A 23,264-nucleotide genomic window follows, 5' to 3' on the forward strand; every position below is an offset into this window, starting at 1 on the left:
GTCGTCGTCTCCGGGTTCGGGTTCAGATCACGCCGCGCGTGCGCCAGTCGCCGCGCGTCGCCGCATCGATGCCGAGCGATTCGAGTACCGCGTCGGTCTCTGCGCCGAGGGCGGGCGCCGCGCGTTCGATACGCCCGGGCGTCGCGCCGAGCTTCGGCACGATGCCGGGCACCAGCACCGGCGTGCCGTCGGGCAGCGCGGCGTCGACGAGCATGTCGCGTGCGCGGTAATGCGGATCGGCCGCGATGTCGGCCACGTCGTAGATGCGCCCGGACGGGATGCGCGCGTCGTTCAGCGCAGCCAGCACGGCGTCGAGATCGTGCTGTGCGCTCCACGCGCCGATCGCCGCGTCGATGCGCTCGACCTGCGCGACCCGTCCGTCGTTGTGCGCGAGCGCGGGATCGCTGCCGAGATCGGGCCGGCCGATCAGCTCCATCAGGCGCCGGAAGATGCTGTCGCCGTTGCCGGCGATCAGCGCGTACTTGCCGTCGCGGCAGCGGTACGCGTTGGTCGGCGCGATGCCGGGCAGGCTGCTGCCGGCCGCCTCGCGCACGGCGCCGAACGCCGAGTATTCGGGCAGCAGGCTTTCCATCATGTTGAACACCGATTCGTACAGCGCGACGTCGATGACCTGCCCGTTGCCGCCCTGCTGCTCGCGATGCCGCAGCGCGAGCAGGATGCCGATCACGCCGTGCAGCGCCGACAGCGAATCGCCGAGCGAGATGCCGACGCGCACCGGCGTGCGGCCGGGCTCGCCGGTCAGGTGCCGCAGGCCGCCCATCGCCTCGGCGATCACGCCGAAGCCGGGGCGGTCGCGGTACGGACCCGTCTGACCGAAACCCGACACGCGCAGCATCACGAGCCCCGGATTGATCGCGGACAGCGCGTCCCAGCCGAGCCCCCAGCCTTCGAGCGTGCCGGGCCGGAAGTTCTCGATCAGCACGTCGGTTTGCGCGACGAGGCGGCGCACGACGTCCTGCCCTTCGGGCGTGCGCAGGTCGAGCGTGAGCGAGGTCTTGTTGCGCGACTGCGCGGCCCACCAGACCGACGTGCCGTCGTGCAGCAGCCGCCATTTGCGCAGCGGGTCGCCGAGCCCGGGCGGCTCGACCTTGAGGACGTCCGCGCCGAATTCGGCGAGCATCCGGCCCGCGAACGGTCCGGCGATCAGTTGGCCGAGTTCCAGCACCCGAATGCCGTCGAGGGGGCGTGTCATGGCGGTCTCCGATGCAATCGTGTTGTCGATGACGGCGATCATGACGGCGTTCGCGCCCGGCGAAAATCGATCGATGCTCAACCAGCCTTTCCGAAACGGAAAGGCGTGCGCTGCGTCTCTTCGCATGCGCGGGGTGTCGGCCTTTCCATCCGGGAAAGCGAGCTCGCGCAACGATCGAACGACGGCCCGCGCGCCGCCGGCAGAATCGAGCCCGTTGCGCGCCCGCCGGGCGCCCGTCAGCGAGGCCCGCCATGTTTTCCGTTTCCGCTCCCGCGAAGATCGTGTTTCTCGACCGCGCGACGCTGTCGCCGCGCACGGTGCTGAAGCCGTTCCCGTTCCCGCACCAACTGCACGCGTTCGACCGGACGGCCGCGCACGAAGTCGCCGCGCGCATTGTCGACGCGGACGTCGTCGTGACCAACAAGGTGCGGCTCGATGCGGCGACGCTCGGCGTCGCGCGGCGCCTGCGGATGATCGCGATCGCCGCGACGGGCGCCGACATCGTCGATCTCGACGCCTGCGCGGCACGCGGGATCGTCGTGAGCAACGTTCGCGGCTATGCGGTTCGCACGGTGCCGGAGCACACGTTCGCGCTGATCTTCGCGCTGCGCCGCAGCCTCGTCGCGTATCGCGACGCGGTGCGCGCCGGGAGATGGCTCGACAGCGGGCAGTTCTGCTTTTTCGATCATCCGATTCGCGACCTGGGCGGCTCGACGCTCGGGATCGTCGGCCACGGCGTGCTCGGACGCGCGGTGGCCGCGATCGGGCAGGCGCTCGGCATGCGGGTGACGTTTGCCGAGCATGGCGACGGCACCGGTCGTGCCGGCGGCGTCGACACCGTGCCGCTCGACAGGCTGCTGCGCGACAGCGACGTGATCACGCTGCACTGCCCGCTCACGCCCGCGACGCGCCACCTGATCGACGCGGCCGCATTCGCGCGGATGGCGCGCCGGCCGCTGCTGATCAACACCGCGCGCGGCGGGCTCGTGGACGAACGCGCGCTCGTCGACGCATTGCGGTCGGGGCAGATCGCGGGCGCCGGGTTCGACGTGGTCACGCAGGAGCCGCTGCCGGCCGCGCATCCGTTCCACGCGATCCTGTCGCATCCGGCGTTCATCCTGACGCCGCACGTCGCATGGGCGAGCGACGAAGCGATGCAGGCGCTCGCCGATCAGCTCGTCGACAACGTCGCCGCGTTCGTGGGCGGCATGCCGCGACACGTGGTGTGACGTGCGTGGCGCAGCGCGTTCGAATGCACCGCGCAAACGAGACGGCCCCGTTCGATTGCTCGAAGCGGGGCCGGCTGAATTCGGGGGCTGCTTGCGCCAGCGATTCGGCACGTGATGCGCGCGTGCATCCGCGCTGTGCAGCGACTGGTTCCGGGATGCGTAACGGGCGTTACTTCAGGCAATCCGGACCACCGGCGCTGTCGGGCGAGCCCGACACCGAACGCGACGAATCCGAAAAACGTCCGTGCTGGATCAACGGCGGCACGCCGCCATCGACGCGAACGTCAGTAAGCGGACATCTCGACGCAAGGATCGACCTTGGACGGCGAGCAGATGGCCGAATACCTGGCGCTCTCGCGCATCAGCGCTTCGCCTTCGTGCAGCGCGATCTTGATCTCGGGGTGACGCTCGTACGCGAGGAATGCCGAGCACACGACCGCGGACATCACGACGAGGGAAAACACAAATTTTTCAAGGGTTTGGAAACGTTCAGGCATGGTTCGACCTATCTTTCAGGCCGTGATTATAGCGCGAGATAAGGGTTTTCCCTATACGGAGACCCGCATACCGAGGATGTATTCGGTCCCGGGTCGACCGGATGGTCGCGCCCCTTTTCGATTCATTGGTGTCGGAGCGGCGGTCGCGCCGGCATGGTCGCCCGTCATCGAGGGCTTGAAGAAGCGGGACGATCGCGGCCCGCAGGATTGAACCGTTCGCCCGCGAAAGCTGAACGCGCGTCTGCGCAGCGCGTCACTGCGGCGCCGACGCCCCGCTCGCCGCGTTGCCGGGCCATGCCTTGCCGATCTCGTCGACCAGCGATTTCGCGGTGCCCGTCACGATCGCCGCGTCGACGCCGGACGTCTGCCACGAACCGTCGGCGGCCTTCACGAAGGTCAGGTTCGCGCGCGAAGGCTTGTAGTCGGCATTGCGCCACGTGACCACGACGTCGCACGCGTAGGTGCGGTCTCCTAGCTTCCTGCAGTCGCCGTCGGGCTTCGCCGAGACGACGTCGGCCGACACGGGCAGCGGCTGGCCGAACAGCGCGTTCAGGCCGCCGTGGTTTTCCGCTTCGAGCGCGCGCCGCACGGCGGCGTCGACGTCGCTCGATCCGGGGCCGTCGTGGAGCAGGTTGCAGGCGGCCAGCAGTGTCGATGCACCGGCGAGTGTCAGCAGCGTTTGAAACTTCATGGATTTCCGTCGATCGGGGGAACGCCGCGTAGTCTGCAACGTCCGCGTGTCGTGCGCGGTATCCATTTGTAACCAATTGCACGGCGGCCGTCGGGCGGCTCCTTCCGCGCGGCTACTGGCGCTCCTGCTTCACGCGGCTGACGAGCTGCGTCGGGCTCACGAACTGCAGCGCGATCACCACCCACACGAGCGTGATGGCCATGTAGATCATCGCCATCGCGTCGATCGACTGCGGCGCGCGCACGCCGGTCGAGAACACCGCGTAATACAGCGCGACGACGAGCGTCTGCGTGCTCGGCCCCGCGGTGAAGAACGTCAGCTCGAACATCCCGATCGTGCGCACCAGCACGAGCAGCCCCGCCGCGAGCATGCCGGGCACGAGCAGCGGCAGCAGCACGTACCGGAAATAGCGCCACGTGTTCGCGCCGAAGATGCGCGCGGCGGCTTCGAGATTCGGATCGATCTGCTCGATGAACGGCGTCATCACGAGAATCACGAACGGCAGCGCCGGCACGAGGTTCGCGAGGATCACGCCGGGCAGCGTGCCCGCGAGCCCGACCTTGTACATCACGGTGGCCATCGGAATCCCGTACGTGACGGGCGGCACCATCAGCGGCAGCAGGAACACCAGCAGCGCGAAGCGCTTGCCGCGAAACTGCACGCGCGCGAGCGCATACGCGGCCGGCACGCCGAGCGCGATCGACAGCAGCACGACCGAGCCGACGACCTCGACGGTCACCCACAGCACGCTCGCGAGCTGGAAGTCCGCCCACGCCTTCGCGTACCAGTGCAGCGTGAAGCCTTGCGGCAGCGGCGTGCCGAACCAGCGTGTCGCGATCGAGTTCACCGCGACGGTCGCGATCAGCAGCATCACGTTCAGCAGGAAGAACGCCATCAGCCCCCAGACGAACGCCTTCCACGCGCGGCCGGCGAGATTGCCTGTCATTTTCTGCGGTTGCCTCGCGTCGACGGGCCGCGCATCGGGCGCGTCGGGGCTGGGCGGCCACGATCGCGCGGGATGATTGTCGGTCGCCATCAGCCCTTGCCTCCCGTCACCGCGCCCGTATAGAAGAAGCGGCGCGCGCCGAGCATCGACGCGACCACCAGCAGCTGCACGAAACCCATCACGATCGCGATCGCCGACGCGAGCGAATAGTCGTAACTTTCGAACGCGGCTTCCGCCGCCGCGATCGAGATCACGCGCGTGGGCCCGGCCGGCGCGCCGAGCAGCACGGCCGACGGGAACACCGAGAACGCCTGCACGAACGACAGGCACGCGGCCATCGTGAGCCCCGGCACGAGCAGCGGCAGGTAGATCTGCCGGAACTGTTGCCACGGGTTCGCGCCGAGCGTCGCCGCCGCCCGCGCGAGCGTCGGATCGATGCCGCTGATGTACGACAGCATCAGCAGGAATGCGAACGGAAAGCCCGACACGATCAGCGACAGCAGCACGCCCCAGTAGTTGTGCGTGAGGCGCACTTCGTCGGTGTACAGGTGCAGCCCGTGCAGCGCCTGCGGAAACCAGCCGTTCGGCCCGAAATACGTGAGCATCCCGTCGGCGACGAGCACCGTGCCGAGCGTGACCGGAATCACGAGCAGCGTCGTGACGAACTTCTGGTACGGCGAATGGCGGCGCAGTGCGAACGCGACGGGCACCGCGATGCCGACGTTGAGCAGCGTCGCCGGCACCGCGAGCTTCAGCGTGACGAGCACGGTCGGCCACATCGCGGTGTCGGTGAAGAACTGTACGTAGTTCGCGAGTGCGCCGCCGCCGTTCGTCGGCTGGAACGACAGCACGAGGCCGTATGCGAACGGGTAGATGAACAGCGCGGCGATGAACGCGAGCGCGGGCGTGACGAGCCACGCTTTCGCGTCGCGCGGCGCGCCGGCCGGCAGCGTGCTCATGCGGCCTCCCGGTGTCGCCGCGCGGCAGCCGCGCCGCTCATGTCGGCGCTCCGGGGTAGACGAGCGTGCGTGACGGCGCCACGCGCAGCCGCAACTGCTCGCCTTGCGCGAATTCGCCGGCCGCGCGCGCCCAGATCGGGCCGAACGGCGTAAGCGCGCGGATCAGCGAATCGCGGCCGCCGTACTCGACCGTTTCGACGGTCGCATCGAACGTGTTGTCGCCGCCTTCGTCCGCGCGTTCGATGTCGTCGGGGCGCAGCGCGACCGTGACGTCCTTCGCGTCGAAGCCGGCCATCGGCACGCCGGTGACGCGAATGCCGCCGGCCACGACGTTCACGTACTCGCCGGCCGTCCCTTCGAGCGTGAACGGCAGCACGTTGCGATAGCCCATGAAGCGCGCGACGTGCAGGTTGTGCGGGCGCGTGTAGACGTCCTTCGGCGACGCGACCTGCTGCACGACGCCCTCCTTCATCACGACGATGCGGTCGGCCATCGACAACGCTTCGTCCTGGTCGTGCGTCACGTAGATCGTCGCGCGTTCGAGCTGCGTGTGGATGCGGCGAATCTCCGCGCGCATCTCGATGCGCAGCTTCGTGTCGAGGTTCGACAGCGGCTCGTCCATCAGCACGAGCGGCGGCTCGATGACGATCGCGCGCGCAATCGCGACGCGCTGCTGCTGCCCGCCCGACAGTTGCCCGGGCAGCTTGGCTTCGTGACCGACGAGCTGCACGAGTTCGAGCGCCTGCTGCGCGCGCCGCCGGGTTTCCTGCTTCGGCACGCCGCGCATCTTGAGGCCGAAGCCGACGTTGTCGAGCACCGACATGTGCGGAAACAGCGCATAGTTCTGGAACACCATCCCGAAGCCGCGGCGCTCGGGCGGCAGCACGTCGATGCGCGTGTCGTCGAGCCAGATGCCGCCGCGCGTGAGCGGCTGCAGCCCCGCGATGCAGTTGAGCGCGGTCGACTTGCCGCAGCCCGACGGGCCGAGCAGCGCGATGAACTCGCCGCGCCGGATCTCGAGATCGAGCCCGTTCAGCGCGGCGACCTGCGCGCCTTGCGCATTGGTGAAGCTGCGGCATACGCCGTCGAGCCGCAGCCGTTCGAAACTGTGCGTCATTGCGCGAACTCCGTCGGCGCGGGCGCCGCGGCGCCCGCGGGTTCATGCGTCACTTCGACTTCTGCGAACCGATCTCGCGATCCCACTTCTGGAACGCGGCGACCATCGCCTGCGCGTTGAGCGGCTGCACGTGCGGACGATCGGCCAGCAGCTTCGCGTACTCGGGGCGGCCGAACTTGCGGATCACCTCCTGGCTGTGCGCGGGCGCCATCTCGAGCGTCACGCCCTTCACCGCGGGGCCCGGATAGAAGTAGCCGTCGTCGTAGGTCATCGCCTGTTGCGCCGGTTCGAGCAGGAAGTTCATCAGCTTGAACAGCACGTCGAGCTTCTCTTTCGGCACGCCCTTCGGGATCACCATGTAGTGCGCGTCGTTGACCCACGTCATGTCGTCGAACGCCTGGACCCGGAATTCGGCCGGCACGATGCCGAGCGCGCGCGGGTTGAGGTCCCAGCCGGTGACGGTCACGGTCATGTCGCGCGTGCCCTCGCCGAGTTCCTTCATCACGGCCGACGTGCCGCCCGGGTAGTACGGGATGCAGTCGTTGAGCTGTTTCAGGAACGCCCAGGTCTTGTCCCAGCCGTTGATCGGATCTTGCGGATTCTTGTCGCCGAGCACGTACGGCAGCCCCATCAGGAACGTGCGGCCGGGGCCCGAATTCGCGGGGCGCGCATAGATCAGCTTGTTCGGGTGCGCCTTGCACCATGCGAGCAGCTGATCGGGCGTCTTCGGCGGGTTGCTTACCTTGGCCGGGTTGTATTCGAGCAGCGGGCCGGCCGGCATATACGTGACTTCGAGGCCGAAGCCTTGCGCGAGATCCTGCATCTTGCGCGGGCCCGGCGCGTACTTGTCGAGCACGCCGGGGAGCGCGGCCGCGTTCTCGGGCAGCAGCTTCATCCACAGGTTCTGTTCGATGCCGGCGGCCAGCGCATCGGTGCCCGTCAGCACGAGGTCGATGTCGGCGCGCCCCGCCGCCTGCATCGCCTTGATCTTGCCCGGCAACTGCGGCGCCGGCGCATTCGTGAACGTGACGTTCGACACGAGGTTCGGGTTCTTGTCCCTGAAGGCTTCGATGGCCTTCTGCGTGAGCTGCAGATTGCCCGCGACATCGACGATGTTCAGCGACACGGGGGCGGCCACGGCGGTCGCCGCCGACAGCGCGAAACCCAGGGCGAGTGCGATCCGGCGGACACGGCGAGCGATTCGGGTGGCGTTCATGTCTCCTCACTTCGGTCGGTGGATGGGACCTTTCTTTTCAGGAAATCATGACGGCGTTATACGATGTCGGTCAACAAAAAACCACGGCGCGCGGGGCGGGACTTTCCCTGACAAATGCCTTCCGTTGGTTGACGATTTCTGTACCGTTCATGGCTGCGGAGGCGTGCGGCGCTGATCGCGACGCGTGTTAAGACGTCATATCTCGACGAGCGACACGCTGGAACGGGTTCGGGGCCGCATCGCGGCCGGACCGTGACGGGACGCGCGCGGGGTACCCGAACGGGCCGGCGCGGTGAAGTCCTGTTCGGTCAGTCAGGCCGCGCCGAGTGCGGCCACTTCGCGGATCAACCGTTCGGCATCCTGCCACTCGCCATACCCGGACGCGGGGTTCAGGTGCCCGACCTCCCCCAGATCGACGAGCCGGCTCCCCCACCCGGCCGCCAGCGCCTCGACGCGTTCGAAGCGCGCGAGCGGATCGTTGCGGCTCGCGGCGACGATGCTCGGAAACGGCAGCCGCCCGGTCGGAATCGGCGTCCAGCCGTTTGCGTCGATCGCATCGGGCGCCGGATAACCGGGCGGCATCGGCGACTCGAGATCGGCCGGCGCCGCGAGCAGCGCGCCGTGAATCTTGCGCGTGGCCTGCCGCGCCCAGTGCACGGTCATCATCACGCCGGCGCTGTGCGCGACGAGGATCACGGGGCCGTCGATTCGGGCCAGCGCCGCATCGAGCGCCGCGACGCGCGCGGCCCGGCTCAGCTTGTCCGCCTCGAGCGGCGCGACCGAGCGCGCGTTCGGCAGGCGCCGTTCGAGGTGCGTCTGCCAGTGGTTGTCGACGTGATCCCGCAAGCCGGGCACGATCAGGAGGGTCGGGATGGTTGTCAGGGTCATGCGGTCTCCGAAACGTTCAGGAAAGTGGGGACGCGCGCCGTTCGCGTTCGACGCGCGCGAGGTCGGCCACATAGCTCGCGCGTCCGACGGCGAACAGCACGGCTGCCATGAGCGGCACGACCGGAATCCATTGCAGCGCGCCGACGAGCCCGGCGCGATCGGCGACCCACCCCGTCAGCAGCGGGCCCGGCGCCATGCCGAGCAGGTTGTTGGCGAGCGTGAGCGTGGCGAATGCCGATGCGTGAATCGCGGCCGGCGTCAGGTTCGCGACCATTGCGCCCGACGCACCGGACGCGCCCGCGCCGACCAGCATGCCCACGCAGATCAGCGCGAGCTGCAACGGCCCGGGCGGCAGCCGGAACGCGATCGCGAGGCACACACCGGTGAGCACGCAATACGCGATCGCGGTCAGCCACTTGCGCCTGCCGTCGGTCTTGCCGACGCGGTCGGTGACGATCCCGCAGCCGACCATCCCGACGCCCGCGAGCAGCACGAAGCCGGCCGCGAGCACGGCCGCACGGTCGGGCGCCATCGCGTAGTAGCGGTTCAGGTAGCTCGGCAGCCACGCGAACAGCGCGCCGGGCACGAACAGGTGCAGCCCGCTGCCGAGATACGCGCAGATCACCGAACGCGATGCGAACAGGCCCGACATCAGCGCGCGCACGCTGCCGCGCAGGTCGCGCGGCGCGCCGGCGTCGCGCCGGCACGGTTCGATGCGATACGCGGCGAGCCGCCGCTCGGTCACGACGCAGCGATACGCGACGAGCAGCACGATGCCGAGCGCGGCCATCACGCCGAACGACCAGCGCCAGCCGAGATGCGCGCCGACCAGCCCGCCGAGCGCCATCCCGAACACGGAACCGAATGCGCCGCCGGCCATGAACGCGCCGGTCAGCGTCGCGCGCAGCCGGGCCGGAAAGATGCTGAGGATCAGCGCGACGCCGACGCTGCCGTACGCGGCTTCGCCGAGCCCGACGAGGCCGCGCGCGACGAGCATCTCCGTGTAGTTGGCCGACAGCGCGCAGCCGAGCGTCGCGACGCTCCACAGCGCGGCCATCAGCACGATGCTGCGCACGCGCCCGAAGCGGTCGGCGAGCACCGACAGCGGAAACGTGAGCAGCCCGACCAGCAGCGCGACCACGCCGGACAGCGAACCGAGCTGCGTGTCCGACAGCGCCCACGCGTGCTTGAGCAGCGGAAACACGGCGTTGAGCACCTGCCGCGACATGTAGTCCGACAGCAGCAGGCCGACGGTCAGCCCGAACACGAGCCACGCATAGGCAGGCGCGCGCCGGCCGGCGGCGGCGACGTCCTGCATCGACGGCTCGACATGATGGATCAGCATGCGTGTCTCCTCCCGCACCGGAGCGGTTGCGCTCCGGCGCGGCATGCGCGGCCCCGCTCCGTTGACCGGAGTCGGCCCCGCGCGGTGCGCGGGACGGGTGCCGCGCCACAACGATCGGCGGGCGGCGGCCGCGACGGCCGCCTGCGGGGATGCGCGGCGCGTCAGGCGGCCCGCAGCGGCACGTTCGGCTGCCCCGGCCGGCGGTTCGGCGCCATCCCGAGGTGCGCGAGCGTCTCGTCGATGCCGTCGTACTGCACGCCGATCCGGTAGATCGCCTTCGCCTCCTTGCCGGTGGCGATGTCGCGCCCGAGCTCGCGCGCGATCCGCACGCACTGCTCGACCTGCTGCACCGACGTCATCCGGTTGCCCTTCTGGTCGATGATCGTGTCCTCGATCCCGCAGCGCGGATGCAGGCCCAGCGCCATCGCGACCGTGTTGATCGGCAGCACGTTCTTCATCAGCGATTCGAGCGTGATGCACGCGCCGTCCGGGCAGCGCCGCACGAATTCCATGAAGTTGTACGGGTTCGGGCCGTCGAAGCCGCCGCCGATGCCGACCCACGTGACGTTCAGCGGGCCGCGATAGACGCCGCGCCGGATGATCCGCTCGAGCGTTTCCAGCGCATGCATGCCGGTGAGCTGGAAATGCGGCTGGATGCCGGCCGCCTGCAGGCGGCGCAGGTGTTCGTCGACCCAGCCGGGGCCGGCCGGCACCGTCATCTCGCGGTACGCGTTCCACAGCGCGGCTTCGTTCAGCGACGTGCCGGCGATATCCTCGCGGTTCATCAGCTCGGTGATGTTCATCTGGACGGTGTTGATCGCCACCGTCACCTGGTCGGGCTTCGGCGTCAGCTCGGCGAGCATGTGGCGCGTGTCGTCGGACAGCCACTTCGCGTCCGCGCCCTCGCCTTCCGGCGCGAACGAAATCGAGCCCCCTACCTGCAGGATCATGTCGGGTACCGCTTCGCGCAGGCGGCCGAGCAGTTCGTTGAACTTCGACAGCCGCTTGCTGCCGTGGCCGTCGAGTTCGCGCACGTGCAGGTGCAGTACCGTCGCCCCCGCGTTGTAGCAGTCGACGGCCTTCTGCACGTGCTCGTCCATCGTCACCGGAATGTCTTCCGGAAAATCGGCGGGCATCCATTCGGGGCCGTACGGCGCGACCGTGATGACCACCTTGTCCTGGTTTTCCGGGTGCAGCGAATCGTCGAGAAATTGCATGTCGTCCTCCAGTGGAAAGCGTTGTATTGCGGGCGTACGGGCGTGCGTATCCCGCCGCGCCGGGCGGCTGGCCCGGCGCGTTGCATGGGGTGCGGATCGGTTACGGCGCGGCGGCGCTCAGAACGGCACGTCGCCGACGATGCCCGCGCGCTCCATCCGGCGCACGCACGGCGGGTAGTCCATCACCGCGTAGTGCTGCGTGCTGCGGTTGTCCCAGAGCGCGACGCTGTTCTTCTTCCAGCGCCAGCGCACCTGGTATTCGGGGATGGCCGCCTGGCTGATCAGGTACTGCAGCAACTGGCCGGCGCCGGGGTTCGCGTCCTGCCCGACACGCACGCGCGCGGGCGTGTGGAAGTTCGTGAAATGCGTGGTGAACGCGTTCACGTACAGCACCTTCTCGCCGGTTTCGGGGTGCGTGCGCACGACCGGATGCTCGGCGTCCGGGTACTGCGCCTTCAGCGCGAGGCGCTTGTCGATGGGCATCGCCGCGCCGAAGCTCGCCTCGATGCTGTGACGCGCGCGCAGGTCGTCGATCTGCTGCTTCACGTACGCGGGCAAGCGCTCGTATGCGAGCACCATGTTCGCCCACATCGTGTCGCCGCCGACCGGCGGACCGTCGACGCAACGCAGCACGCAGCCGAACGGCGGCGCCACGCGCCAGCTCGCATCGCTGTGCCACGCATTCTCGTAGCGGTCGTTCGGCTGGTCGGGCGACTTGTAGATCCGCACGAGCCCCGGGTGCTCGGGATCGCTGCCGGCCACCGGATGATCCTCGAGCTCGCCGAAGCGCCGCGCGAACGCGACGTGCTCGGCGCGCGTGATGTCCTGGTCGCGCAGGAACAGCACGCGATGCCGCAGCAGTTGCGCGCGGATCTCGGCGAACAGGCCGTCGTCGTGCACGGCATCGGCGAGGCTCACGTCCAGCAGTTCCGCGCCGATCGCGCAGGTCAGGGGTTCGACTCGCATGGGCGTCTCCTCAGACGATGAACACCGACGAACCGGTCGTCTTGCGCGATTCGAGATCGCGGTGGGCGTGCGCGGCGTCCTGCAGCGCATAGCGCTGGTTGATCCCGATCCGGATCCGGCCGGCGGCGACGTGCGCGAACAGTTCGCCGGCCAGGTCGCTCTTCTCGGCCGGATCGGCGATGTAGTCGGCCAGCGCCGGGCGCGTCAGGTACAGCGAGCCCTTCATCGCGAGACGCTGCGGATCGAACGGCGGGATCGGGCCCGACGCGGTGCCGACGCACACCATCAGCCCGCGCCGCTTCAGCGAATCGAGCGAGCCTTCGAAGGTATCCTTGCCGACGCTGTCGAACACGACGTCGACGCCCGCGCCGTCCGTCAGTTCGCGCACGCGTTTCGCGACGTCCTCGCGGCCGTAGTCGATCGTATGGTCGCAGCCGTGGGCGCGGGCGATCGCGGCCTTGTGCTCGCTCGATACGGTGCCGATCACCGTGAGCCCGAGCAGCTTCGCCCATTGCGACACGATCAGCCCGACGCCGCCGGCGGCCGCGTGCAGCAGGATCGTGTCGCCCGGCGCGAACGCGTGGATGCGGCGCAGCAGGTAGGCCGACGTCAGGCCGCGCATCGTCATCGCGGCGGCCGTCTCGCACGAAATGCCGGCCGGCAGCCGCACGAGCGGCGTGGCGGGAATCAGCCGTTCGGTGCTGTACGCGCCGAGCGTGTTCAGAAAGCCCGTGTAGGTCACGCGGTCGCCGACGGCGACGTTCGTCACGCCGGGGCCGACCGCGTCGACCACGCCGGCCGCCTCGACGCCGATACCGGCCGGCAGCGGCACCGGATACAGGCCGCTGCGGAAATACGTGTCGGCGAAGTTCAGGCCGACCGCTTCGTGCCGCAGGCGCACCTGGCCCGGGGCCGGGTCGCCGACGTCGACCTCCTCCCAGCGCAGGACCTCGGGGCCGCCGGTTTCGTGGAATCGCACTGCATGGGCCATCTTGTTCTCCGTAGGGTGTCAGTCGGATGCGCGGCGCGCATCGTCGGGTTCGGTCGGTTCGTTTGCTTCGATTGCACGCGGCGGCGGCGCGGGAGGGCCGTCCGCCAGCGATTGATCCAGTCCGGCCCAGTCCGCGTCGGCGAGGTAGCGCCGCGCGGCCGGGAAAATCACGCCTTCCATCCGTCCCATCTGCTCGAACGCGCCGTGCGCATAGCGGGCGAGCGCCGCGTCGAACGCGGCCGACGGCAGCCCATCCGCGGCGATGCGGGCGAGCGCATCGAGTGCTTGCGCGTCGCGCTGCCGCTGGCGGTCGAGCTCGTCCAGTTCGGCCGCGACGCATTCGGCGCGCACGCGCAATGCCGCGAACAGGCGTGCTTCGGCGGCCGTAGCGACGCGGGCGCGCTGCAGTGCGGCGAGCGATGCCAGCGCATGCTGCGCGTCGGCCGCCTGCCGCTGCCGCGCGGCCGGGCCGGCGTCCGTCGTTCGCTGCGCGCCGCACGCCGTCAGCACATGCAGCAACGCGCCGACCGCGCGATGTGCATCGAGACAACGCGCCATCACGCGCGCCTCGGCGGGCGATCGCCGACACGTGCACACGAGCACCGGCACGCCGCTCGTCGCGAGCAGGTCTTGCCGTTGCGCGCGGGCCGCCGCATCGGCGTCGGGCGGCAATGCCGCGACGCCGATCAGGTCGCAGCCGAGTTCGGCGGCCAGCGCGCCGGGCGCGGCGTCGCCGGCCCCCGGATGGCCGGCCCCCGCGATCACATGGGACAGCCCCTGCGCCCGTGCGGCGGCTTCCACTTTCGCACCGTGCTCGGGCCGCCGCGCTCCGGATAAACGCGAGTCCGGCGCGGCGCCGCACAGCATGAACGTGACCCGGGCGCCGACCGCACGCGCCAGTTCGAGCGCATGACCGATCGCGTCGATGCCGCCGGGCGAACCGTCGACCGTCACGAGCAGATGGCGGTACATCGTGACGCTCCGCTTAGCCGGCGAGCGGCGTGCCGCGCCGCGTGCCGGTGGATACGATGTTCATGGCCCCTCCTCGTTGCGTTCGTCATGGATCGGAACCCATGCTATCGACGCGGTGCCGGCGCGGCCCCACTCGTCGCGGGGGGGATTGACGCGCGAACGCGGTTCGACCGATCCTTCCCCCCACACCCACCCCGAAGCCGGCTCGCATGGCACCGCCGGATTCCGACTGCTGCCCCGATGGCCCACCCACCCGATCGCGCCGACGCGCCGCCCACCGAACTGGTCCTGAAGACGACCGCACCGCGCGTGCCGGCGCAGTTGCTGGCCCGCGCGCGGCTGAGCCTCGCCGCGCCCGCGTTCGACGGACGGCCGGTCACGCTCGTGCAGGCGCCTGCCGGTTACGGCAAGACGTCGCTGCTCGCGCAGTGGCGGCGCGAGACGCTCGCGCTCGGCCGGGCGGTCGTGTGGCTGTCGGCCGACGAACGCGACGATGCGGCGCGGTTGCTGCAGGGGCTTGTGCAAGCGGTGCGGACCGGCTGCGCGCGGCCCGGCTTCGGGCGCCTGATCCCGGTCGGCGCGGCCGACGCGGCGCGCGCGCTGGAAGGCGTGACCGCGTGGCTGGCCGAGGTCGCGCAACTGTCGATCGATGCGCTGCTGATCGTCGACGATGCGGAGCGGCTGCCGCCAGCCGGCCTCGATGCGCTGACGTATGTGCTGCACAACGCGCCGCAAAACCTGCATGTCGTCGTTGCCGCGCGACGCGGGCTCGATCACGTGGCCGGCGACCTGCTCGCCGGCGGGCAATGCACGCTCGCGGGCCCCGACTGGCTGCGTTTCACGCTCGACGAGACGATTGCGCTGGTCGGCGCGCGTTTTGCGCAGCGGGTCGACGCCGATGCGTGCGCGCGGCTGTTCGAACGCGTCGACGGCTGGCCGCTCGGCCTGCAGCTCGCGATGGCCGCGATGGCGCGCTCGGCCGATCCGCGCCAGGCGGTCGATGCGCTCGCCGCCCGCGTGGACGGCACACGCGACCGGCTCGTGGAGCTGCTGCTCACGAACCTGTCGGCCGACGACACCGCATTCCTGACCCGCACGAGCGTCGCCGATCGCCTGCATCCGTCGCTGTGCGCCGCGCTCGTCGACGACGCCAGCGCGCCCGCTCGTCTCGCACGGCTCGCACGCGACACGCCGCTGTTCATTGCGTCGGACGATTCGGACTGGTGCCGGCTGCATCCGCTCGTGCGCGACACGCTGCGCGACCGTCTGGCCGCTGACCCCACCGCCGCGCGCAGCGTGCTGCATGCACGTGCGGCCGCATGGCTCGACGCGCACGGGATGACAGAGGAAGCCGCGCGCCACGCGTACGCGGCCGGCCAGTTCGACGTGGCGTACGCGCTCGCGCAGCGGTGTCTCGAGGATGCGATCAAGCAGGGCCGCATCAACGACGTGCTCGACTGGCTCGCGCTGCTGCCCGATGCGGAACTCGACAAGCGTCCGACGCTGCGCGTTGCGGTCGCATGGGCGCTGGCGCTCGGCGAGCGCCACGTCGAGGCGCGGCGCCAGATCGCGGGCATCCTCGCGGATAGCGGCACGCCTGCGGCGATGCGCTACGAATGCGCGCTGATTCTCAGCGCGGCCGCGTACTACGCCGACGAAATCGACCGCTTCGTCGAGCTGTTCGAGCCGTGGGCCGACTTCACGCCGCCGGCGGCGACGTGGCTCGCGCAAATGCACGCGAACCGGCTGTCGGCGCGCGCGATCATCGTCGGCGAACCGGCGCGGGCACGCCGCTTCCAGCACGCGGCGCCGCGCGGCGAGACGGCGGCCGGGTACGGCTATGTCGCGCGCTGGGGAGAGTTGATCACGGGCCTGAGCTACCTGTGCGAAGGCCAGGTCCGGCTGGCCGACGACACGCTGTCGCCGGCGCTCGCACGCGCGGAAGCCGACCTCGGGCGCCGCCATCCGCTGACCTGCATGCTCGCGGCGATGTGCGCGGCGCTCGCGTACGAGGCCGACCGCGTCGACCAGGCCGCCGCGCTGCTCGCGAACCGGCTCGACGTGCTCGAGCATGCGGGCACGCCCGATACGGTGCTGCTCGGCTACCGCACGGCCGCGCGCATCGCGCTGCTGCGCGGCGTCGAGCATCGCGCGATCGACCTGCTCGAAGCGCTCGATGCGATGGGCGTCGCGCGCCGTCTGCCGCGCCTGTCGGTCGCGAGTCTCGCCGAGCAAGTGCGCATTCATGCGGCGCGCTATCGCGAGGCGACCTGCCATGCGCTCGTCGAGCGGATCGATGCGATCGCCGCGGCCGAGTTTCCGTCGCACGGGCCGCTGTGGCGGCGCCCGGTCGTGCTGCTGCAGGCGAGCGCGCACGCGGGCGCGGCGCTCGCCGCGCGCCGCTGGGACGACGCCGGCGCCGCGCTCGACGAAGCCGCCGTGCTGGCCCGCGAAATGAGCCTGGGGCAGGCGCGCATCGAGATCATGGCGCTCAGCGCGTTTGCGCGCGAACAGTCGGGGGGCGGCGGTCGCGCGCTGCTCGACGAGGCGATGAACCTCGCGGACCTGTACGGGCTCACGCGCACGCTCGTCGACGCGCATCCGGCCGTCGCCGACTGGGCGCGCCGCGCCGGCGACGAAGCCGCGGCGAACGCCGGCCCCGCGCGGCACGTGCTGCCGCAGCCGCGCATCGTGCCGCCCGCGCCGCGCGCCGCGGCCAGCCCGCGCGCGGTGCCGAGCGTCGTGCTGACGCCGAAGGAGCGCGCGATTCTCGAACTGCTCGCGCGCAACCTGTCGAACAAGGAGATCGCGGTGGCGCTCGCCGTCGGCGAGGAAACCGTGAAGTGGCACCTGAAGAACCTGTTCGGCAAGCTCGACGCCAGCTCGCGCAAGCATGCGGTGCGCCGCGCGCTGGTGCTCGGCCTGCTCGAAAGCGCGCCGTAGCGCCCGTTCCGCGGCTTCGTCCGGTCGGGCGTGCTGCCGCGCCCGCCTCCCTCGCCGGTCTGCCGATTTCCCCTCCGGCCTCCCGCCGATTCTCCGCAACCCTGCCCCCCGCGCGTGGGGGGGAGCGGCCGTTCGCCGTTGCGTAGTCTTTCCGCACGGCTCGCACGGGCGATGCAGGTCTCGCCCCTGCGTCAGCCTCGATGCTTCCCCGCTTTACCCGGCCGGGCTCGATCCCGTCCGGTTCAATACGACCCCTGGAGACTCCATGAAGACGAAACTGGCCGCGCTCGCGGCGCTTGCCGGCTGTTCGGCGTTCGCGCACGCGCAATCCTCCGTCACGCTCTACGGCGTGATCGACTCGGGCCTGCTGTACCAGAGCACGTCGGCAGCGTCGTTCAGCCCGAGCGCGCCGAATACCGGCAAGGTATTCCGCATGAAGGACGGCGGCATCTACTCGAGCTTCTGGGGCATCAAGGGCAGCGAGGACATCGGCGGCGGCTACAAGATCAACTTCAAGCTGCAGGGTTCGTTCGACAGCGGCACGGGCAAGCTGCAGCTGAGCGATACGCCGGGCGCTGTCGCGATCTTCAACCAGGTCGCGTCGGTCGGCATGTCGGGCCCGTTCGGCTCCTTCACGGCCGGCCGCCAGATCGTGCCGATGATCTATGCGATGGCCGACACCGACGTGCGCAACGCGCAGTTCTTCGGCAGCGTGCTGACCGCGTGGCTCGGCCTGAATACGGCGGCCGGCTGGCCGGGCACGAGCACCAACGGCGCGATCGGCGCGCTGTACGACAGCAATGCGCTCGTCTATCAGTCGCCGGTTTTCGCGGGTGCGTCGATCGCGCTCGAATATGCGCCGGGCGGCGTGGCCGGGCAGATCCAGGGCGGCACGCGCGAATCGGTCGTGCTCAGGTATGCGAACGGCGGGCTCAACGCATCGGCCGTCTACTACAACGGGCACGACACGAACCCGGCGCCGGGCGTCGCGCCGACCGGCGTCGACAACAACCGCTTCGTCTACGTCGGCGCGAAATACACGATCCGCGATTTTTCGGTATCGGCGTCGTACGGCAACGGCAGGAATCCGTCGCACGCGGACAGGGTGAACCTCGACATGCTGTCGGCCGGCATCGGCTATCGCTTCACGCCCGCGCTGCAGCTGACGTCCGCGGTGTACTACCTGAAGGATCGCAACCGGTCCGAAAACCGGTCGGCGGCGGTCGTGCTCGCGGCCGACTACAGCCTGTCGAAGCGCACGATGGTCTACGCGCAGGTCGGCCACGTGAACAACCGCGGCACGATGGACCAGATGCTCGTGTACGGGCAGCCGGTCGCGCCGGGCGTCGGCACGACGGCCGCGATGATCGGGCTGCGGCACAACTTCTGACGGCTGGCGGCAGCGTGGCGGGGCGCGCACGCGGCCGTCTCCGGCACCGATCGCCGGGATCGGCTACAGTGGGCGTTTTCGGCGCGCTCCGCCCCGCTGCCGTGCCCCCGACCATGGCGCGCGGCAGCCCCGACGGAGCGCGGATCATCCACTTCGACGAGCGAACCCCCATGTCCGACCTGTCCGCCTTCCCGATCACGCAAAAGTGGCCGGCCCAGCATCCCGACCGCCTCCAGCTCTACTCGCTGCCGACGCCGAACGGCGTCAAGGTGTCGATCATGCTCGAGGAAACCGGCCTGCCGTACGAACCGCACCTCGTGCGCTTCGACACGAACGACCAGTTCTCGCCGGCGTTCCTGTCGCTGAACCCGAACAACAAGATCCCGGCGATCCTCGATCCGAACGGCCCGGACGGCAAGCCGCTGCCGCTGTTCGAATCCGGCGCGATCCTGATCTATCTCGCGGACAAGACGGGCCAGTTGATCCCGCAGGATCCCGCCGGCCGCTACGAGACGATCCAGTGGGTGATGTTCCAGATGGGCGGCATCGGGCCGATGTTCGGCCAGCTCGGCTTCTTCCACAAGTTCGCCGGCCGCGACTTCGAGGACAAGCGCCCGCGCGACCGCTACGTCGACGAATCGAAGCGCCTGCTCGGCGTGCTCGATGCGCATCTCGCGAACCGCCAGTGGGTGATGGGCGATACCTACACGATCGCCGACATCGCGATCTTCCCGTGGGTGCGCAACCTCGTCGGCTTCTACGAAGCGGGCGACCTGGTCGGCTTCAGCGAATTCCGCAACGTCAAGCGGGTGCTCGACGCGTTCGTTGCGCGCCCGGCCGTCGCGCGCGGGCTCAACATCCCGGCACGAGGCTGACGCGCTACGCGGGCGCACGCGGTGCGGCCCGCGACCTGCGCTTTGCCCCGCCCGCCGCATCGCGCGGCGGGCTTGCCCGGTTCATCGCGAACTTCCGGGGCGCGCCGCGGAAAGCGGTCGGCGTTCGACGCCGGCCGGATGCGGTCGTTCGACGAGCCGCGCGCCATCGGCGAAAACCGGTCGCCCAGCTTTCTCGTCGTTATCCGCAACTGACGCCCGCCGCGTGCGTTCGCGTCATGCCTTCGACGGCGTGACCTTCCCTGCGCTCCTTTCCGCCTCTTTCGGCGCACCGTCTCCCAGCCCCGCCAGCAGTTTCTCCAGCAACTGCGACAACGTCGCCTGCTCCGCATCCGACAGCACGGCCAGCACCGCGCGCTGATTGTCGATGTGCGCGACGACCGCCTCGTCGATCAGCGCGCAGCCGGCCTCCGTCAGCGCGACGAGCGTGCCGCGCCCGTCGGCCGGGTTCGGCCGGCGCTCCACCCAGCCCGCTTTCTGCAGCCGGTCGATGCGCGCGGTCATCCCGCCCGACGACATCATCAGCGCGTCGTACAGCGCCGTCGGCGTCAGCGCGAAAGGCGCGCCGCCGCGGCGCAGCGTCGCGAGCACGTCGAATTCGCCCGGCTGCATCCCGTAACGCGCGAACAGCGGATTGAGACGGTCGCGCGCGATCACGAGCGCGGCTTCCTGCAGCCGCCCCATCACCACCATCGACGACGCGTCGAGATCCGGACGCTCGGCGCGCCATTGCGCGAGCGCATACGCGGCTCGATCCATTAACCCTCCTCGGCTCACCAGTTATCTTGACGTCGAGATAAATCGGCGTTTATCTTGATGTCGAGATACTTTACCTGAAAAACGCGCGGCGTCTCACGGGAGCCGCGCACCGATTTAGAGGCCTTGCGATGAATCGCTTCACTTCCCCCGGATGGCGGCTCGCCGCCGTCGTGCTCGTCGGGCTGAACCTGCGGCCGGCGCTCGCGGCGGTCGGGCCGCTGCTCGACATGATCCAGCGCGCGACCGGCATCGGCGACGGCGCGGCCAGCCTGCTGACGACGATCCCGATCCTGCTGATGGGGCTCGGCGCGCTGAGTGCGCGGCGGCTGCAGCGCGTGACCGGCATCGCGGGCGGCGTCTGGCTCGGCGTCGCGCTGATCGGGCTCGCCTGCGTGTCGCGCGTCGGCGCACAGCACGCGTGGCTGCTGCTCGCCAGCGCGTGCTGTGCGGGCGTCGGGATCGCGATGGTGCAGGCGCTGCTGCCCGGTTTCGTGAAGGCGCATTTCGCGACGCGGATCGGCGGTGCGATGGGCGTCTATTCGACGTCGATCATGGGCGGCGCCGTGCTCGCGAGCGTCGTTGCACCATTCGCCGCGGCGCGCTGGGGCTGGCTCGTCGCGCTCGCGGGCTGGGCGCTGCCGGCCGCGGTGGCCGCACTCGCGTGGCCGCTGGCGAGCCGCGGCGGCCCCGCGTTCGCCGCCGGGCCGGCGTCGGCTTCGAATGCGCAGCCGTCGCGCTCGCCGCGCGCGTGGCGGCTCGCGCTGTTCTTCGGCATCGCGACGGGCGCGTACACGCTCGTGCTCGCGTGGCTGCCGCCGTACTACATGCGGCTCGGCTGGTCGCCGACCGCGGCCGGCAGCCTGCTCGGCGGCGTGACGCTCGCGGAAGTCGTCGCAGGGCTCGCGATCTCGGCGACGATCGACCGCCTGCCCGATCGCCGGCCCGCGCTGCATGTGGCGATCGCGGCGCTGTTCGTCGGCTTGCTGGCGATGCTGGCCGCTCCGGAAGCGCTCGCGTTGCCGGCCGCGCTGCTGATGGGCGCCGGGATCGGCGCGCTGTTTCCGCTGTCGCTGATCGTCACGGTCGACCATGCGACGACGCCCGCGGATGCCGCGGCGCTGACGGGCTTCGTGCAGGGCATCGGCTACCTGATCGCCGGGCTGTTTCCGTTCGCGGCAGGCATCGTGCGCCAGCATCTGGCGGACCTGACGCCCGCGTGGGGGGCGATGGCCTGCCTGTGTGTCGCGCTGTTCGCGCTGGCGGCCGGGTTTGCGCCGAAGCGGGCGCTGCATGCCGCGCGTGCGTAGCGTCGGCGGCCGCCCGGGCCGCTCAGTTGACCGGCTCGCAAAACGGGATCTTGTCGCGCAGCGCGTTGCCCGCGGCGGCCGGGCCTCGTCCGGCCGGCAGCGTGACGGTAACCGACGTATGCCCGGTCTTGCTTTGCGGTTCCTGGCCCGGCCAATGGCTCTCCTTCCAGGTGGCGATCCAGTCGAGATTGCCCTCGCTCGCGCCGGGCACGAAGCGCAGCCGCAGCGAGCCGTCGAAGTCTTCGCTGCAATGCGGCGAGTGCTGATAGTCGTGCTCGGTGAAGCAGGCGCGAATCTGCTTGCTGCAGCTGAACGGGAGCGTCGATACGCGCGGCGTGCCGGCATGCCCGCCGTTCGGCAGCAGTTCGACGAAGTCGGCGTTTTCCCAGCTTCCGCCACCGCCGGAGTAACTTTCGGACCAACCGGCCAGCACCGCGACCGCGAAGCGTTCGCCGCCCAGCGGATACAGCGCGGGGTAGATTCGAAGCGGCGGCGGCTGGCCGTCACCGTCGACCCGGTCGACGGGCCGGTAGTCGGAGAAGTCCCACTGCTGCACGATCTTCCAGCCGGCGGCGGACGCGAAACGCGCTTTCAGCAGCCGCGGGCCCGGCAGGGTCGCGTAGTAGATGCCCGACGTATCGTTCCTGGCCCGGTACAGCAAAGGCGCGTCGTCCGCGTCGCCGGACTGGCCGGTAGCGCCGCACGATGCCGACGCCAACGCGCAAAGCCGGTGCTGCCAGTCGCGATCGGGCGCGGCGGATTTCGCGACCTCGACAAAGGGCACCGCGCGGGCTTCATTCGCTTCGCCGGCGGCGCAGGCCGCGGATGCCGCCAGCAGTGCGACCGTCCATCCCGCCAGGGCGGACATGCGTGCTCGAATACGGGTACCCATTCAAAAGTGTCCTTGCAAGGGGGCTTGCGCGCCGCGCGGTGATCGCGCGACGTGGCCCAGTCTGCCTGAAAGTACCGGCGGCGCCGTGCGCAATCAGCCGGCGCTCGCGTACAGCGTCGAATCCGCGAATCCTTCGGCGTCGAGCACGCGCCCGATCAGGATCAGCGCGGTGCGCTCGATCTGCGTGCCCTGCACCTTGCCGACGATATCGGCGAGTGTGCCGGTCACGCGTTCCTCGTCGGGCCAGCTCGCGCGATAGATCACCGCGGCCGGGCAATCGGCGCCGTAGTGCGGCAGCACTTCGTCGACGATGCGGGCGAGATGGCGCACCCCGAGATGGATCGCGAGCGTCGCGCGATGCGCGGCGAGCGCGCCGAGCGCCTCGCCTTCCGGCATCGTCGTCTTGCCCGCGAAGCGCGTGAGGATCACCGTCTGCGCGACGCCGGGCAGCGTCAGCTCGACCCCGAGCGTCGCCGCGCATGCGGCCGTGGCCGTCACGCCGGGCACGATTTCGTATGGAATCCCGAGTGTCTTGAGACGGCGGATCTGCTCGCCGATCGCGCCGTACAGCGACGGATCGCCCGAATGCACGCGCGCGACGTCCTGCCCTTTCGCGTGCGCGCCGGCGAGCAGCGCGACGATCGCGTCGAGGTCGAGTTCGGCCGTATTGACGACCTGCTCCGCGCGATGGCCGTCGAGCACGGCCGCCGGCACGAGCGAGCCCGCATACAGGATCACCGGGCACGTACGCACGAGGCGCTGGCCTTTCACCGTGATCAGCTCCGGGTCGCCGGGGCCCGCGCCGATGAAATACACCGTCATCGAAAAATCTC

The 23,264-nt window shown here is 70.1% G+C and carries 21 protein-coding genes; 5 read left to right on the forward strand and 16 right to left on the reverse strand.

All coding sequences use genetic code 11. The features are described from left to right. Positions 1 to 22 precede the first annotated feature (22 nt). On the reverse strand, positions 23 to 1,213 hold the full coding sequence (locus HWX08_RS20360) for a CaiB/BaiF CoA transferase family protein (RefSeq protein ID WP_069258006.1): 1,191 nt from the start codon (positions 1,211 to 1,213) through the stop codon (positions 23 to 25). 251 nt (positions 1,214 to 1,464) lie between these two features. On the opposite strand from HWX08_RS20360, the gene HWX08_RS20365 reads away from it, so the two are divergent. Next, a complete protein-coding gene (locus HWX08_RS20365) occupies positions 1,465 to 2,442 on the forward strand; it encodes a D-2-hydroxyacid dehydrogenase (protein WP_174922654.1) in 978 nt (325 codons plus the stop codon). 284 nt (positions 2,443 to 2,726) lie between these two features. On the opposite strand, the gene HWX08_RS20370 is transcribed toward HWX08_RS20365, so the two are convergent. From HWX08_RS20370 to HWX08_RS20425, 12 genes are all read right to left on the reverse strand, one after another. After that, complete coding sequence (locus tag HWX08_RS20370; protein ID WP_174922653.1) at positions 2,727 to 2,939, reverse strand: hypothetical protein; 213 nt, start codon at positions 2,937 to 2,939, stop codon at positions 2,727 to 2,729. 253 nt (positions 2,940 to 3,192) lie between these two features. Then, positions 3,193 to 3,630, reverse strand: coding sequence for a hypothetical protein (locus tag HWX08_RS20375; protein WP_069256689.1), 438 nt, complete (start codon positions 3,628 to 3,630; stop codon positions 3,193 to 3,195). Positions 3,631 to 3,742: 112 nt separating this feature from the next. After that, a complete protein-coding gene (locus tag HWX08_RS20380; protein ID WP_069256688.1) occupies positions 3,743 to 4,666 on the reverse strand; it encodes an ABC transporter permease in 924 nt (307 codons plus the stop codon). Further along, on the reverse strand, positions 4,666 to 5,535 hold the full coding sequence (locus tag HWX08_RS20385) for an ABC transporter permease (RefSeq protein WP_069256687.1): 870 nt from the start codon (positions 5,533 to 5,535) through the stop codon (positions 4,666 to 4,668). Before HWX08_RS20385 ends, HWX08_RS20380 begins: the two co-directional genes overlap by 1 nt. 37 nt (positions 5,536 to 5,572) lie before the next feature. Then, entirely contained in the window at positions 5,573 to 6,652 is a 1,080-nt protein-coding gene (locus tag HWX08_RS20390; protein ID WP_174922652.1) for an ABC transporter ATP-binding protein, read from the reverse strand. Positions 6,653 to 6,701: 49 nt separating this feature from the next. Then, on the reverse strand, positions 6,702 to 7,868 hold the full coding sequence (locus HWX08_RS20395) for an extracellular solute-binding protein (protein ID WP_069256685.1): 1,167 nt from the start codon (positions 7,866 to 7,868) through the stop codon (positions 6,702 to 6,704). A gap of 312 nt (positions 7,869 to 8,180) precedes the next feature. Further along, positions 8,181 to 8,756, reverse strand: coding sequence for an RBBP9/YdeN family alpha/beta hydrolase (locus tag HWX08_RS20400; protein WP_069256684.1), 576 nt, complete (start codon positions 8,754 to 8,756; stop codon positions 8,181 to 8,183). 16 nt (positions 8,757 to 8,772) lie between these two features. After that, on the reverse strand, positions 8,773 to 10,101 hold the full coding sequence (locus HWX08_RS20405; protein ID WP_174922651.1) for an MFS transporter: 1,329 nt from the start codon (positions 10,099 to 10,101) through the stop codon (positions 8,773 to 8,775). Between the two features lie 161 nt (positions 10,102 to 10,262). Then, positions 10,263 to 11,318, reverse strand: a complete 1,056-nt coding sequence (locus HWX08_RS20410) for a beta-keto acid cleavage family enzyme (protein ID WP_069256682.1) — start codon at positions 11,316 to 11,318, stop codon at positions 10,263 to 10,265. 117 nt (positions 11,319 to 11,435) lie between these two features. After that, entirely contained in the window at positions 11,436 to 12,284 is an 849-nt protein-coding gene (locus HWX08_RS20415) for a TauD/TfdA dioxygenase family protein (protein WP_069256681.1), read from the reverse strand. Between the two features lie 10 nt (positions 12,285 to 12,294). Continuing rightward, complete coding sequence (locus tag HWX08_RS20420; RefSeq protein ID WP_174922650.1) at positions 12,295 to 13,275, reverse strand: quinone oxidoreductase family protein; 981 nt, start codon at positions 13,273 to 13,275, stop codon at positions 12,295 to 12,297. Positions 13,276 to 13,293: 18 nt separating this feature from the next. Next, positions 13,294 to 14,247, reverse strand: a complete 954-nt coding sequence (locus HWX08_RS20425) for a universal stress protein (RefSeq protein ID WP_174922649.1) — start codon at positions 14,245 to 14,247, stop codon at positions 13,294 to 13,296. 240 nt (positions 14,248 to 14,487) lie between these two features. Here HWX08_RS20425 and HWX08_RS20430 point away from each other — a divergent pair, with 240 nt between their 5' ends. The 3 genes from HWX08_RS20430 (at position 14,488) to HWX08_RS20440 (ending at position 19,455) form a co-directional block, all read left to right on the forward strand. After that, positions 14,488 to 17,190, forward strand: a complete 2,703-nt coding sequence (locus HWX08_RS20430; protein ID WP_174922648.1) for a winged helix-turn-helix domain-containing protein — start codon at positions 14,488 to 14,490, stop codon at positions 17,188 to 17,190. 265 nt (positions 17,191 to 17,455) lie between these two features. Beyond that, positions 17,456 to 18,580, forward strand: a complete 1,125-nt coding sequence (locus HWX08_RS20435; protein ID WP_174922647.1) for a porin — start codon at positions 17,456 to 17,458, stop codon at positions 18,578 to 18,580. 170 nt (positions 18,581 to 18,750) lie between these two features. Next, positions 18,751 to 19,455: a glutathione binding-like protein gene (locus tag HWX08_RS20440; RefSeq protein WP_069256676.1), complete on the forward strand. Its 705-nt coding sequence runs from the start codon at positions 18,751 to 18,753 to the stop codon at positions 19,453 to 19,455. Positions 19,456 to 19,689: 234 nt separating this feature from the next. On the opposite strand, the gene HWX08_RS20445 is transcribed toward HWX08_RS20440, so the two are convergent. Continuing rightward, a complete protein-coding gene (locus HWX08_RS20445) occupies positions 19,690 to 20,232 on the reverse strand; it encodes a MarR family winged helix-turn-helix transcriptional regulator (protein ID WP_069256675.1) in 543 nt (180 codons plus the stop codon). A 128-nt stretch (positions 20,233 to 20,360) separates the two neighbouring features. Here HWX08_RS20445 and HWX08_RS20450 point away from each other — a divergent pair, with 128 nt between their 5' ends. Beyond that, positions 20,361 to 21,539, forward strand: coding sequence for an MFS transporter (locus HWX08_RS20450; RefSeq protein ID WP_174922646.1), 1,179 nt, complete (start codon positions 20,361 to 20,363; stop codon positions 21,537 to 21,539). A 22-nt stretch (positions 21,540 to 21,561) separates the two neighbouring features. On the opposite strand, the gene HWX08_RS20455 is transcribed toward HWX08_RS20450, so the two are convergent. Beyond that, positions 21,562 to 22,407, reverse strand: a complete 846-nt coding sequence (locus tag HWX08_RS20455) for a hypothetical protein (protein ID WP_244122745.1) — start codon at positions 22,405 to 22,407, stop codon at positions 21,562 to 21,564. 117 nt (positions 22,408 to 22,524) lie between these two features. After that, complete coding sequence (gene cobM, locus HWX08_RS20460; RefSeq protein ID WP_069256672.1) at positions 22,525 to 23,253, reverse strand: precorrin-4 C(11)-methyltransferase; 729 nt, start codon at positions 23,251 to 23,253, stop codon at positions 22,525 to 22,527. Between the last annotated feature and the right edge of the window lie 11 nt (positions 23,254 to 23,264).

This window comes from Burkholderia metallica, from assembly GCF_902832845.1.
GTDB classification, from domain to species: Bacteria; Pseudomonadota; Gammaproteobacteria; order Burkholderiales; family Burkholderiaceae; genus Burkholderia; species Burkholderia metallica.

Bases quoted from the DNA above. Each gene is read 5' to 3' on its own strand.
- cobM (WP_069256672.1), bottom strand. From the start codon at position 23,253: ATGACGGTGTATTTCATCGGCGCGGGCCCCGGCGACCCGGAGCTGATC.
- HWX08_RS20395 (WP_069256685.1), bottom strand. From the start codon at position 7,868: ATGAACGCCACCCGAATCGCTCGCCGTGTCCGCCGGATCGCACTCGCC.
- HWX08_RS20430 (WP_174922648.1), top strand. From the start codon at position 14,488: ATGGCCCACCCACCCGATCGCGCCGACGCGCCGCCCACCGAACTGGTC.
- HWX08_RS20400 (WP_069256684.1), bottom strand. From the start codon at position 8,756: ATGACCCTGACAACCATCCCGACCCTCCTGATCGTGCCCGGCTTGCGG.
- HWX08_RS20415 (WP_069256681.1), bottom strand. From the start codon at position 12,284: ATGCGAGTCGAACCCCTGACCTGCGCGATCGGCGCGGAACTGCTGGAC.
- HWX08_RS20450 (WP_174922646.1), top strand. From the start codon at position 20,361: ATGAATCGCTTCACTTCCCCCGGATGGCGGCTCGCCGCCGTCGTGCTC.
- HWX08_RS20370 (WP_174922653.1), bottom strand. From the start codon at position 2,939: ATGCCTGAACGTTTCCAAACCCTTGAAAAATTTGTGTTTTCCCTCGTC.
- HWX08_RS20445 (WP_069256675.1), bottom strand. From the start codon at position 20,232: ATGGATCGAGCCGCGTATGCGCTCGCGCAATGGCGCGCCGAGCGTCCG.
- HWX08_RS20380 (WP_069256688.1), bottom strand. From the start codon at position 4,666: ATGGCGACCGACAATCATCCCGCGCGATCGTGGCCGCCCAGCCCCGAC.
- HWX08_RS20440 (WP_069256676.1), top strand. From the start codon at position 18,751: ATGTCCGACCTGTCCGCCTTCCCGATCACGCAAAAGTGGCCGGCCCAG.
- HWX08_RS20385 (WP_069256687.1), bottom strand. From the start codon at position 5,535: ATGAGCACGCTGCCGGCCGGCGCGCCGCGCGACGCGAAAGCGTGGCTC.
- HWX08_RS20420 (WP_174922650.1), bottom strand. From the start codon at position 13,275: ATGGCCCATGCAGTGCGATTCCACGAAACCGGCGGCCCCGAGGTCCTG.
- HWX08_RS20410 (WP_069256682.1), bottom strand. From the start codon at position 11,318: ATGCAATTTCTCGACGATTCGCTGCACCCGGAAAACCAGGACAAGGTG.
- HWX08_RS20455 (WP_244122745.1), bottom strand. From the start codon at position 22,407: ATGTCCGCCCTGGCGGGATGGACGGTCGCACTGCTGGCGGCATCCGCG.
- HWX08_RS20425 (WP_174922649.1), bottom strand. From the start codon at position 14,247: ATGTACCGCCATCTGCTCGTGACGGTCGACGGTTCGCCCGGCGGCATC.
- HWX08_RS20365 (WP_174922654.1), top strand. From the start codon at position 1,465: ATGTTTTCCGTTTCCGCTCCCGCGAAGATCGTGTTTCTCGACCGCGCG.
- HWX08_RS20360 (WP_069258006.1), bottom strand. From the start codon at position 1,213: ATGACACGCCCCCTCGACGGCATTCGGGTGCTGGAACTCGGCCAACTG.
- HWX08_RS20435 (WP_174922647.1), top strand. From the start codon at position 17,456: ATGAAGACGAAACTGGCCGCGCTCGCGGCGCTTGCCGGCTGTTCGGCG.
- HWX08_RS20390 (WP_174922652.1), bottom strand. From the start codon at position 6,652: ATGACGCACAGTTTCGAACGGCTGCGGCTCGACGGCGTATGCCGCAGC.
- HWX08_RS20375 (WP_069256689.1), bottom strand. From the start codon at position 3,630: ATGAAGTTTCAAACGCTGCTGACACTCGCCGGTGCATCGACACTGCTG.
- HWX08_RS20405 (WP_174922651.1), bottom strand. From the start codon at position 10,101: ATGCTGATCCATCATGTCGAGCCGTCGATGCAGGACGTCGCCGCCGCC.